Origin of the sequence: Pseudoalteromonas sp. A25 (genome assembly GCF_009176705.1) — a bacterium.
Lineage (GTDB): Bacteria > Pseudomonadota > Gammaproteobacteria > Enterobacterales > Alteromonadaceae > Pseudoalteromonas.
Genome location: NZ_AP021846.1, coordinates 2,484,963 through 2,498,067 on the forward strand (window position 1 = coordinate 2,484,963; position 13,105 = coordinate 2,498,067).

The 13,105-nt window shown below is 42.2% G+C and carries 9 protein-coding genes; 4 read left to right on the top strand and 5 right to left on the bottom strand.

Translation table 11 applies throughout. The features are described from left to right. Window positions 1-94 precede the first annotated feature (94 nt). Window positions 95-313, top strand: coding sequence for a DUF3820 family protein (locus GDK41_RS10580; protein ID WP_152086381.1), 219 nt, complete (start codon window positions 95-97; stop codon window positions 311-313). Here GDK41_RS10580 and GDK41_RS10585 read toward each other — a convergent pair. From GDK41_RS10585 to ilvY, 5 genes are all read right to left on the bottom strand, one after another. Then, the gene (locus tag GDK41_RS10585; RefSeq protein WP_152086382.1) at window positions 310-1,314 is read right to left on the bottom strand and encodes a sterol desaturase family protein; all 1,005 of its coding nucleotides are present in this window, start codon (window positions 1,312-1,314) and stop codon (window positions 310-312) included. The genes GDK41_RS10580 and GDK41_RS10585 overlap by 4 nt on opposite strands. A 66-nt stretch (window positions 1,315-1,380) precedes the next feature. Then, window positions 1,381-3,606: a TonB-dependent receptor family protein gene (locus GDK41_RS10590; protein ID WP_152086383.1), complete on the bottom strand. Its 2,226-nt coding sequence runs from the start codon at window positions 3,604-3,606 to the stop codon at window positions 1,381-1,383. Continuing rightward, the gene (locus GDK41_RS10595) at window positions 3,599-4,867 is read right to left on the bottom strand and encodes an imelysin family protein (RefSeq protein ID WP_152086384.1); all 1,269 of its coding nucleotides are present in this window, start codon (window positions 4,865-4,867) and stop codon (window positions 3,599-3,601) included. Before GDK41_RS10595 ends, GDK41_RS10590 begins: the two co-directional genes overlap by 8 nt. 86 nt (window positions 4,868-4,953) lie before the next feature. Beyond that, a complete protein-coding gene (locus tag GDK41_RS10600; protein ID WP_172971598.1) occupies window positions 4,954-6,693 on the bottom strand; it encodes a DUF4856 domain-containing protein in 1,740 nt (579 codons plus the stop codon). Between the two features lie 277 nt (window positions 6,694-6,970). Further along, window positions 6,971-7,891, bottom strand: a complete 921-nt coding sequence (gene ilvY / locus GDK41_RS10605) for an HTH-type transcriptional activator IlvY (protein ID WP_152086386.1) — start codon at window positions 7,889-7,891, stop codon at window positions 6,971-6,973. A gap of 122 nt (window positions 7,892-8,013) precedes the next feature. Here ilvY and ilvC point away from each other — a divergent pair, with 122 nt between their 5' ends. From ilvC to GDK41_RS10620, 3 genes are all read left to right on the top strand, one after another. Beyond that, the gene (ilvC, locus tag GDK41_RS10610) at window positions 8,014-9,486 is read left to right on the top strand and encodes a ketol-acid reductoisomerase (RefSeq protein WP_152086387.1); all 1,473 of its coding nucleotides are present in this window, start codon (window positions 8,014-8,016) and stop codon (window positions 9,484-9,486) included. Window positions 9,487-9,779: 293 nt separating this feature from the next. After that, a complete protein-coding gene (locus tag GDK41_RS10615; RefSeq protein WP_152086388.1) occupies window positions 9,780-11,693 on the top strand; it encodes a methyl-accepting chemotaxis protein in 1,914 nt (637 codons plus the stop codon). 193 nt (window positions 11,694-11,886) lie between these two features. Further along, on the top strand, window positions 11,887-13,065 hold the full coding sequence (locus GDK41_RS10620; RefSeq protein ID WP_232056444.1) for a tetratricopeptide repeat protein: 1,179 nt from the start codon (window positions 11,887-11,889) through the stop codon (window positions 13,063-13,065). Window positions 13,066-13,105 lie beyond the last annotated feature (40 nt).

Consider the following 13,105-nt stretch of genomic DNA (forward strand, 5'->3'; position numbering starts at 1 on the left):
AAACACTTACAATGCCCACTCGGTGTTTAGTTGCAGTGCCATGTTTTGTATATATTGATACAATATTACCGACCTATTCAACGGAAACGATGCGATGCAAGACCAGCAACTACTTATTGAAGCAATTAATACAAAAATGCCATTTGGAAAATACGCTGGTACGCCATTGTTATTGTTACCTGAGCCCTACGTCGTTTGGTTTAAACAAAAAGGCTTCCCACAAGGCAAGCTTGGCCAACAATTAGCAATGATCTACGAAGTAAAACTCAACGGACTTGAAAAGCTGTTAATGCCGCTACTAAATAAACACTAAGGTTTGCTATCAACTTCAACCTCGTCAGTGTCAGTTTTATCCGCGCTCTTAGTTTTAAACAGTGTCTTAAAAGCTTGTTTAATCGGCTTGAGATAAATAGCCCCAAGTGAGTCGTGTCCTGCATCATATTGTCCAACTCCAATCGTGATGTTGGGTGCTGAAGACGCCTTTATCAAAGAGCCATACATGCTATCCCATATCGCCAATGCAGAGCCTAAATTAGTATCGAAATGTTGAGGATCACCGCTGTGATGTATTTGATGTTGTGCAGGACTAATAAACCACCCTTCTAGCCTATCTCCCCAGCTAAAGCGCACGTGGGAATGACGTAAATTGGCCCCAAAAATATTAAACATAAATACAAAAGCATTCGCGCCTAAAATGTCATACATGCTTAGCTCAGTACCAAAAAAATGATATCCAAAGCCAACTACTAAGCCCTGCGTTAGTGCCATTCTGCATGCATAAAGATAGCTCTCTACGGGGTGAGAGCGATAAATTGTAAATGGCGTCAGCACTTTTGCAGAATGGTGAACCTTATGAAACTCCCAAAAAAAGGGCACTTTATGCAATAATAGATGCAGCAAAAATCGCGTTAAATCATCTACGATAAACAACATCAAAGTAAATATTGTCATGATAGCAGCCTCAGACCAAGCTAAATGCAAAGGCTGACCAAAGGCCCACTCCAGTGTATCCGTTGTCAAAATAGCAACCGGCACCATAGTTAAAACAATTGGCGCAAAAAGCGCGGCTTTAAGTAACACGTTGGTAATGAGTAGGCAGTAATCCAACTTGGCACTTTTACATAGCCATACTTTTTTAGGAAATAGAAACATTAAAAAACCAGCAAGCGACCGCTGAGTCTTCTGTTGAGCGGCAAAATAAACTGGCACAGCCATAAGTACCGCACTGAGCAGATAGGGAATATAAATGCGCTTATTAGCATCTAACAAGTAACTTGGCAACGAGATAAAACTTTGCCACATTTGTTCTAACATCACTTACCTCAAAAAAAGGGCCAACTGCGTGACCCTTATTTATCGCTTAGTAATCAGTTGTCGCTTTTAAAACTGATACTTATACCCTAACGAGAATTGGCGAGGCTTGCCTGGGCGCGAACCGTAAGGGCGACGACTCACTACTTCAGTTTCATCCAGTAGGTTGTCTACTTTGGCATAAACGCGACCATACTTACCCAGCTCATAGCTCGCTGAAAGGTCAACCACCACATTGGCAGGCACCTTTTTACCGGCCAGTGGGATGTTTACCTCTTTACCTGAATTCGCATTTTGCCAACTAACACCCGCCGCCTCTGGCATTGAGCTGACATATTTAACCGCCATAGACAGCTGCCAATCTTGCGCTGCTAAACCAATATTAAAGGTTGCTTGGTGGTTGGGCAAATACGGTAACTCATCCCCTTTTTTAACCTCGCCCCACTGTGCAAACTCAGAGCGTAAGTCATGCTGAAATTCACTTTTAGTATAGGTGTATACAAATCCATAAGGAATTTCTAACTGCAAGTTCAACGGGTAACTTTGCGAAAATTGAGCTTCAACGCCAAACACATCAACTTCACCACCGTTAAACTCTTGGTCTAGTTGCGAGTTAATACCACAGTTTGACTGACTACAACTCTCTTTCAAGTTACTGTAATCATTGTAAAAGCTCACTAACTCGAATTGCGTTACGCCATCATTAAAACGGCCACCAAATTCGTAGTTTACACTCTTTTCAAGTTTAATATCCTCAGCCTGAGCTGGAGAAGATGGTACAAACCCTTGGTGTACACCAAACAACAAACCTGACTCTTCAGACAACTTATAAAAGCCACTGACTCCCGGTAACCAAATGCGCGTCGTTTTGTCTTGCCAATCCAGCGTATCTTTGTTGTTTTGATAATGCATATCCATCAATTCGCCACGTACACCTACACCAAGTGTCAGTGCATCTAGCGTAATTTGGTCTTCCATATATACTGACCATGCATCTGTCGATTCAATATCTAGCGTCGTGAATGCTTTATCTTGGCCTGTATTGGCCACGTTTGCGTTGCTCATCGCATACGTTTGTTCAAAGTGTTTACGCTCAATTTCGTCTTCGTGATATCGTACTCCAACTGCTAATTTATGTTCTAAATCAAACAATTGAAACTTGACTGATGCATCAACTTGAACACCTTGCGAAAAATATTCACGATCATTTGTGCCCATTGTTAAAAAGATTGCACTACGCCCAGCTTGTACTGAGTCTTGTTGACCAGTAAGGACCGCATATTCATCAGCAAACGTTTCAGGGTCTGCCAAAATTGCAGATAGCGAGCCACTGGTATTGGTTAAACTATTCAGTTTACGCCAAGCACGTTCATAGTCGTTTCGATAGATACGCGTGGTAACTTTTACATCATCACCCTCAAGGTAATGAGAGAGCATAACTTGTTGATGCTCAGTATCCATCAAAGCATCTTGTGTAGCGGCATAGCGTCTGTATGGTGTTTTTGCAAAGTCAGAATCTGTCAGACCTAAATAAGTCTCATCGGATTCTTCATCGGCATACGACAGCTTCAGAGCAAAAGTATGATCAAAGCCATCAAGACGCATTTTGTAGTTTAGCTTGGCCAAAATATCATTTTTATTAAAGCCTGTATCACCACCACCATCGAGTTCTTTGAAGCCGTCCGCTTTAAGGTTAACCCCTTCAACTAAAAAACCTACGTTATTGACCACTGAGCCAAAGTAACCATGCGCTTTTTGGTAGCCATCTGTCCCAGCAGCAACATCAATGCCACCTTCGGTAAACTCAGGTACCTGACGCGTCACTAAGTTAATCGTTCCTGCAACCGTTTGTGGGCCGTACTTTATCGCAGCCGGGCCTTTGAACACCTCAACGGCTGTCATACGAGTAGTCACAGGAAAGTAGTAAGCAGCAGGAGCAGAGTAAGGAGAAGGACCGATTAAAACGCCATCTTCTAAGATCGTGATTTTTTTGCTGCGCTCTGGCGTTACCCCACGAAATCCAATGTTAGGGCGCAGTCCATAGCCATCTTCTTCACGAATATTTACGCCTGGCACTGAGGCCAAAATACGGTGAATATCATCATATTCATACTTTGCCAATTGCTCTTCAGTAAGCAGCGTTGCCGAGCCGGCTTCGGTGCGAAGTTTGTCGTAATGGCTCAGTATTTGGATATGTTCTAAGTTATCGTCACTATCAGCTGCGAATGCACTTGGCATAGCCACAGCTACTGCCAGCGCCAACAAAGATTTTTGCATAAAAGGCCCCTTAGTCATTGTCACCTGCCGACGTTTTTGGAAGTTCGAGTGCTAGCTTATTGATAAAGTCATTTTTAAGCTGATCGGTCACCACTTTTACCTTGCCATGCGTATCAGTTACTGACGCTTCATCTGCTGTAAGCGCTGTTTGCAAAGAGCCCTCTAACGCATTTGCCGCCGCTTTTGCATCAGCGATACCTTGCAACATTTTTTGTTTTGTGTCAGAGGCTTGCTGTTCATCTAAAAAGTCATCAAAGCCCGTTGCAGTCTCATCAGCACTGCCCCCTAAAAACAGCTGCTCAAACGCCGCAATATTCGCCTTAATGTTCTCGATTGAGTGCTTAGCGTATACCGACTCAACAGCTTCTGGGCAGGCCTCTAGGCCACAGCTGTTGGCAAAAAGTCCAAGCGGTGTAGCCAGTTTGTAGTCTTTAAGTTCCTCAGTCATATAAAACAATGCATCTGAGATCTCATTGATAGCTTTAGTCTGTGTTTCAAATTTATTGCCTGGCTGGCCGGCAGTTTTGAGTACTTGACTATAACCTTGTTCGCCACTCCACTGGTTAACTAGAGATTGCGCTGAGTGGCTTAAGTCATTGGCAACTTCTAGCGCATACTTACAGCGTGTCACTTTACGTGGTTGCTCAGCACGCGTATTCCAATCTGCTAAAATGTCACCGGCAGTGAGGCTCGAACAACTGTAATTTAGGTTCTCATTAAACAGCAAGTATTCAAGCGCATCTAAGCCACGGCGCTTATCTGAACGATTACGAATATTGTAAGCAACACCGTTGATATCACCCTGTTCAAAAAACACTACATCTTGGTCAACACTACACGTACTAGCATTCGGCCAAGAATATATGTCGTTGCGCAACGACTTATCGTTTTCAAGTAGTGGACCAACGATCATTAACTCGGCGTGCTGCCAACTCACCATGGTTTCACGCCATGCATTTTGCGCCACCTGCATTGCTTCGTCGCGTGCTGCTTTTGCAGCGTCGTCTTGCATGCTGGGGTCGTAAGTGGTTTCTAAATCACAGTAAGCTTTAATCTGAGTTGGTAAAGATTGCGCTTTACTTGCAAAAGCTTCGAAAGTCGGTGTAATAACATTGTCCGTTAAGTTAACGAGTAATGCCTGTTGATCAAAATTAATCGTCACATTACCTTTGTTGTTTGAGAAGTTTTCACCCTCTGAACTTGAGGTACTCTCTCCACAACCACTCAACAATGCAGTTAACGTCGTTGCCAACAGCAAAGGTTTTATTGTTGGTGCCATCAATTGCCTCTTTTATTCGATTTCATATATGACAAAAGGCTAGCTTCGAAAAGCTAACCTTTTTTACTGTTTTAAACGTGAATATACTACCAGCTGGCAACTACTTCACTATCAAAGCCGTATACTTGCTCTAAAATATCACGCGCTTGCTTAAGCTGTGCAATATAAGCAGTCATGTCAGCTTCTGATCCTACAACAGGCTTGTTACCCATTAGCGTATGCATTTGCGCAAACTTACCTGCATTCGCTGCTGCCTTGAATGGAGACTCAGGGTTAAACTGCAGATTTAGTGCAAACCCTTTCATTTCTGACCAATGCTTAGCCAAAGTCACAAACTTATCAGCATCATATGTACCCGCTTTCATCTCTTCTAGATCAGCGATACTGTCATTAATGTAATGAACCACGGTTGCTGAAATTGACTTTTCCCATGCTGCGGTTGCTGCAACAGCATAACCTTTAAGCTCTGTTAACTGTGCATCCGTTAACTCTGAACCCACATTATCAGCAATTAACTTACGACCCGCAAAGAATGCGTCAAATGCATCTTTACTCAGATCAGTGGCCCCGTTAGAGCCTCTATCACGCTTAGCAGCATTGGTCGAGTTACCGAAGTTGTACTCTGCGTTTAAGTCAATTTTGCCATCGGCATTAAAATCGTTTTTACCTTGCCAATCTTCACGGCCACCTTTACCTGCTACTTCATCATCGCTGTAGCTTAGGTAATTACGTGCTGCGCCAAAGTAACCAAAACCCTCATCCCACTGATGTTCTAGGTTTGTATAAGGCTTGTCGCCTAACACATTGCTGGTTTTTAGACCCTTATCTGCTGTTGCATCATCTAAATAGTCATCAGCGCCTTGCGAAAACGCCACCGCACCGTACAAGAATTTTTGTGTTAATTGCTTAAGGTCTACACCATCAGCCGTTACGTAGTGCGTTTCAATCTCTTTACCATTTGGTGTTGAAACTGTCGTTTGCTGCACACGCTCTACAAGTTGTGCAAACAAAGCGTTCATTAAACCTTCTGGCGTATTTGTTTCCAGACCTGCCCAGCCTTCAAAGCTTGCACCATCATTCCAGTCTTTATGTTGGCCTTTCTCGTCATTGCCCGCAATTTTACCACTTAGGTCTTTATGACTACCTGAAATATCTGCAAGCGTTGCTTGCTTGGCATTACTTGTCACTGATAACGTCATCGCATTAGCGATGGCATCGTAATCAGCGTCTGCTATTTTGTAGTACTGCATTAACTTAGCGAGTAGTAAGTCTGCGGTCATGGTTTGTGAATCAGCCGCTAAATCGCCGCCAATGTAGTTGTATAATTCTTTAATCAGTACATGACGTGCAATTTGACCTGAGTAAGACACACTTGAGTCACCCGATTGTGCATTTCTAAAGTCATAGTCTTTAGCGTCCGTTACATTAAACGTAACGGCTTGCGAGAACGTATTATTTGCGCTGTCTGTAACAGTCACATCAACAGAAACTTCTGACTCAGCTTCATAGTCAAGTACCGCAGAGCTTTTCAACTTCAAAGAAGTTGCATCAATTTCAAAACGCTCGTCTGTGGTTGAAAAAGTAAATGTATCACCAGAATCAGCATCGGTTGCCGCTAAAGTACCAACAACTTGACCTGCCACGTTTTCATGGATCTGCGCTTGCGCAGTTAACGTGATTGCCGTTGGCGCAGAATTAGTTGGTGTTGTAGTACCATTATCACCATTATTAGTATTATTGTTACTAGAGCCAGAACCACCACACGCGGTTAAACCCAGTGTTGCAACAACGATAGAAGTAGCGAGAAGAGACTTACGAAAAACCATCAATGACTTCCTTTGAAAATTATTAAAATTTGTATTTTTATCTGGGAGTAAAGTATACACATATCTAAATGACAATCAATATTATTTGCGTTGCCAGAATAAACAAATCACTTACTATTCTTCTCATGTCACGAGAATGTAAATTTATATTCTCGAGAATTTTATCAAAGGGCTTACTTTACAACGCTTTTAGTGCATTATTAGCCTTTTACACTTGTAGCTAGGGTGTAAAGCTACGCATCGCTTTGCCCACTTATAATTACAGAAAACAAAACAATCACACCTTCGCTGTATTTTTATTGAATAACCCAGTTGCACATTGCCACAATGCACTTACTACTGGGTCTTGCAGCCGCTTTTGCTTGCAAACCAAACCAATTTCAATATCTTCTATGTGTTGCTGCTGGGTTACCGTTAAGTGTTGCACTTGATTTATAAATGGGCTTTGATCTAAAACAATTTGCGGTACACATGCCACACCAAAACCTAAACTCGCCAGTGCAACCATCGCTTCATGTCCTGACACATGCGCATATACCTTCGGAGTTAAATTTTGCGCAGCACAAAAGTCGTCAATACGATCTTTAAGCACTCCCTGCTCCGGCATAATAAAAGGGAGCTTTTCCCACAAACTTTCATCTTGTTTATGAGTGTTGATCAAATTACTCAACGGGCAATCCATGACAGGCGCTATAATGGCTAATTTTGAACGCCCAAGCGGCAGATAGGCTAATCCTTGTGGCAAGTGGGCGGGTTTAACCGCAACCGCAACATCTTCCTTGCCAGTTTGAACGTGATGAATTGAGAACGCGGGATCGCCAGTATTAAGATTTAACTCAATGGCGGGAAACTGCTTTCTGAAAACGGCGAATAAGTCATAGGTAAAACTATACGTTGCAGTTACCGAGCAATACATACTTAACTCACCCACTAACGGGCCTTCATTATCTTGACACTGACTTTTAAACTGTCGCCATTTTGCCAACGTTGCTTGCGCGTATTCAACAAATGCCCTGCCATGCTGAGTCAAGCTAACGCTGCGGTTGTCACGAATAAACAACTCAGTACCCAGTTCTTGCTCAAGCTGTTTTATTTGTCGACTCAATGTTGGTGCACTGACATGACACTGTTCACTAGCTCGCGCAAAGTGCAGTGTTTCAGCCAGTGTCAAAAAGTAGCCAAGTTGTTTATGGTCCATATTCACCTTTCAATAAATGAAACACAGTGATTCAAATATATCATTTTACGTAATTATTAACAGCGCTTATGCTCAACCCATAAACATTTCTAACAAACGTGAACTTATTTAAAGGTACTAACATGGCGAATTATTTTAATACACTCCCTCTTAGAGAACAGCTAGCGCAATTGGCACAGTGCGAATTTATGGACCCAAGGGAATTTGATGACGGAGTTAAAGTATTAGAAGGTAAAAAACTCGTGATCGTAGGTTGCGGCGCACAAGGTCTTAACCAAGGCTTAAACTTACGCGACTCAGGGTTAGATGTAAGCTATGCATTGCGTGATTCTGCAATCAGTGAAAAACGTCAATCATATTTAAATGCCTCTGATAATGGTTTTACTGTTGGCACCTATGAGCAGCTTATTCCAGAGGCAGATTTAGTCCTTAACCTAACACCAGACAAGCAGCATACTTCCGTTGTCAATGCCGTGATGCCGTTAATGAAAAAAGGAGCAACACTTGCTTATTCTCATGGCTTCAATATCGTTGAAGAAGGTATGCAAGTGCGCGAAGACATCACCGTTATCATGGTGGCACCAAAATGCCCAGGTACCGAAGTACGTGAAGAATACAAGCGTGGCTTTGGCGTACCAACACTGATAGCTGTGCACCCAGAGAATGACCCTGAAGGTAAAGGTTTAGCGCAAGCAAAAGCTTATGCTGCAGGTACGGGTGGCCATAAAGCCGGTGTTTTACATTCATCTTTTATTGCCGAGGTAAAGTCTGACTTAATGGGCGAGCAAACCATCCTATGCGGAATGCTGCAAACTGGCTCATTATTGTGCTTTGACAAAATGGTTGAACAAGGCATTGAAGCGGGTTATGCCTCAAAGCTTATTCAATATGGCTGGGAAGTGATCACAGAAGCGTTAAAGCATGGTGGTATTACAAACATGATGGACCGCCTTTCTAATCCAGCTAAATTAAAGGCCTTTGAGTTAAGTGAAGAGCTAAAGCAAATCATGCGCCCTTTGTACAACAAACATATGGACGACATCATCAGCGGCGAATTTTCAAAAGGCATGATGGCAGATTGGGCAGAAGACGACGCCAAGCTACTTTCATGGCGCGCCGACACCGCTAATACAGCGTTTGAAAAACAGCAAAATACCAGCGCAGAAATCTCGGAGCAAACTTTCTTTGATAAAGGCATTTTAATGGTAGCAATGGTTAAAGCAGGTGTGGAGCTTGCCTTTGAAACCATGACTGCGGCTGGGATCATTGATGAATCAGCTTACTACGAATCACTACATGAAACACCGCTCATTGCCAACACGATTGCGCGTAAAAAGTTATTTGAAATGAATAGAACGATTTCAGATACGGCTGAGTATGGCTGCTATTTATACAATCATGCATGTTTGCCGTTGCTAAAACCTTTTATGAGTACCGTTAACACCGACGTGATTGGCAAAGGATTAGAAGGTGTAGATAACTATGTTGATAACCAGGCATTGATCCAAGCAAATCACGCTATTCGCAATCACCCAGTAGAAAAAATTGGCGAGACGCTGCGCGGTTACATGTCTGCAATGAAAAAGATTGTTTAAGCCTACTCCCTAGGCAAGCGCGCATCAGGGTCAGCCTGACTTGGCTTGTTTTACCAGTTCGCTTGTTAGAAACCAAAGCCCATTCGCTTATGCTGTGGGCTTTTTCTATGCTGGATATACGAGAAAATAGCTGTGCATCAATTAACATTAGAGTTATATAACTAATTGAAAGGTATTTATAATAAAATATTAATTAACAATCCTGCTATCTATACTCGAATAATAGAAACAATATGACCAAATTATGTAATATGCTAGAATAATTAATTCAGTTTGGTAAAAAGTGTAATTAAATGCGGATGTATAACCTATCTATTACCCAAAGGATCACCCTGCTTGGTAGCTTAATCGCAATTGTTGTCGCCAGTGTTATTGGTGCAAGAGCGATTTATAGCGCTAAAGCCATGACTGAAAAAAGGATGTTAGAGTCAGAGCTCCCAAGTAAAGTAGAGAGTATAAATAAATCGATTGCGCAACAAATATTGCAACTAAAAAACGCAGCACAGCAATTATCTAGCAACCAGTTTATTTTAAATATGGCCAAGCAAGGTCAGCTAGACGAATCTGTGTTAGTCGATGAACTCAAGCGTATTGCAAATCAATATGACTTAGTTACCGCTTCATGGGCGAATCGTGAAAGTGCTCAATATTGGAACCAAGATGGTTTTCTCAGAGTCTTGAATCAGCAGCAAGATGGCTGGTTTTTTGGCTTTACGCAAAGCGGCAATGAATATTCCATTAGTATCTTCCAAGAGGCCCCTGGCGATGTGAAGATGTTTGTTAACCATCAGCAAACCAACGGGGTTGGCTTAGCAGGTCTGGCGAAAAGCATTGATGATATGCAGCGTATGCTAAGCAATATGAAAATAGAAAAAACAGGGTTTGTCTACGTTGTAAATGCACAGGGACAGGTTCAACTTCACCCTGATGCGTCAAAAGTTGCCAAATCAAACCTTAACGACTTTTACGGCGCAAACGCCAGTCGTAATTTACTCAATGGCAGCAACTTTTCGGTTAATACTCTAAAACTAAATGGTGACAACACTATTATCGCAGCTAGTGCTATTGAACAAACTGATTTATATGTTATCGCTCAAGTGCCCGCAGAGGAGGTATTTGATGAAATTAACGCCCTACAGTGGCAAATCATACTTTTTGCTCTTATCACGGCACTAATCGCCAGTTTTGCCAGCCTTCTTATGGCCAAAAACCTCAGCGCCCCATTGTCTAATATGGCGCAACTGTTTGCACGTTTGGGAAGTGGTGATGCAAAGCTTCACTACCGCGTGCCCAACTCTAATCAGCCGGAACTACAAGCATTAGCAGATGGTTTCAACGAGTTTATATCTAAAATTGAATCGGCTATTAAAATGGTTGCTAATGAGAGTCGCGATATTCGTAACGCCAGCGAACACGTATTTGAACAAAGCCATAAAAACTCTCAAGCTCTGGATGACCAAAAGTCGCAAACAATCACTGTTGCAGCAGCCATCAACGAAATGGGCGCAACCGTGCAAGAAATTGCAGGCAGTGCCAATAATTCCGCAAAGCTGACCGAGCAAAGTAAAGCATCATCAGAGCAAAGTTACCACCGCGTTCAGCAAAGCCAGGATACCCTGCAAACATTAGCAAATGATATTGATGCTATGGCACATGAAGTAGAAACTCTGGCTGATAAAACCCAATCAATTGCAAACATTGTTGATGTTATCAGAGGCATTTCAGAGCAAACCAACTTGTTAGCTTTAAACGCCGCTATAGAATCGGCTCGGGCAGGAGAGCACGGAAGAGGCTTTGCTGTCGTTGCCGATGAAGTGCGTGCGCTTGCCAGCAGAACCTCTAAATCTACAGACGAGATCCAAGCAACAATAACAGAGCTTACGCAATCATCAGATGCTATCGTTAATCAAATCAATCAGTCAAAACAACAAGCTGATCACTGTGTAGATAGCATGCAAACATCCGTCGAACTGATGGCGGATGTGACTGAAACGGCAAATCAGATAAATGATATGACCACTTTAATTGCCGCTGCAACTGAGCAACAAAGCAATGTAGTGGCCGATGTAGGCAGAAGTATCGAGCACATCAGTACAATTAGTGATGATGTTATGAATGCTCAGCTAGACACCGAAAAAGCCATACAAGCACTTGCAGATTCAGCCAAGTCACTCGATAAGCTAGTTGCCAGCTTTGAAGAACAATAACCCCTTGCGTAGTGGCCTATAAAGGCCACTACGATCAAAATTTCTACTTTTTATCCTATCCAATTGAAATTATTCTCTCTTAACTGAGGTCTTCTTAACTAGCGCTAGAAATAATTTGTAACGCTATAGATCGAACAATAAAAAGAAAAACTAGTCTAAACTCAATAGAGTTTGCTGTATGAGAGGTAATTGTATGCTGGATATGAAACATACACTGAATAGTATTTTGCTCGCGGGTACGTTCTTCTTGGTGGGGTGCAATAGCACGCAAAGCAATATTCAAGTTGACCAAAGCTTAGCGGATAACGCATTCTTTAAACAACACAAAGTAGAGACACAAAACGATGTGTTTCGTCTCGATAGTAAAATTACCTCTAAGCTCACAAGCTACTTTAACGACGGTCCCCCTCATCTTTCTCAAGCCGAGGCCTTGATGCAGTTTTTAGTCGACAACGGAGAAGCATCAATGGCCTATCAATCAAATGCCAACCTAACAGCATCTGAGGCATTTGACAATCTCAATGCTAATTGCCTGTCACTGTCAATTCTTGCATATAGTTTGTCAGAATTTTTAGGGTTTGACGGGCAGTTCCAACGCGTTCATATTCCCGAATACTGGGATCAAACACAAGGTTATAGCCTATTAACAGGCCATGTTAATTTGGTCGTTTCAGAAGCCAATCGCAGCCTAGGTGCTGCTCATGTTTTATACAGCAAACCAAAATCTATTACGATTGATTTTGACCCCAATAGTCGAGAGCAGGACTTTCCAGTATCTAACATTACTAAAAACCGTATCTTGTCTATGTTTTATAGTAACAAAGGTGCAATGGCACTAATCGATAAAGACTATGACTTGGCATATAGCTATTTCAAAGCTGCAATAAATACAGATCCATATTACTCTGGAGCGTGGGGTAACTTGGGTATCGTATTTAGAGTAACAGGGTTTGAGCAACAAGCTGAACAAGTGTACAAGCAAGCTCTCGCGCTTAATCCACAAAATAGTAACGTTTTAGGTAATCTCGCTTTACTCTATAAAATGACTGATAGAGAAGCGGCAGGCGATCAGATCTTAGCGCGCTTAGACGACAGAAGAAAAAGCAACCCTTACTATCAAATAGTAAAAGGCAATGAGGCAATTAGTGCGAATAAACTCTCTGAAGCGCTGGCATATTTTCGCCAAGCGAAAAAGCTTGATAGCCGACTACATGATAGCTATTTTGGTATGGCTAAAGTGTACTATTTAAGAGGTGAGATTGAACTGTCTAAGCATTACTTATCTAAAGCATATGAATATTCAAATTATGAACATGACCGCACACGCTATCAAGGTAAGCTACAGTGGTTGCAAGCGGTGGCTAAAAACTAGCGGATTAATACTGCTGTGCCTTTGTACACAAACGTACGCT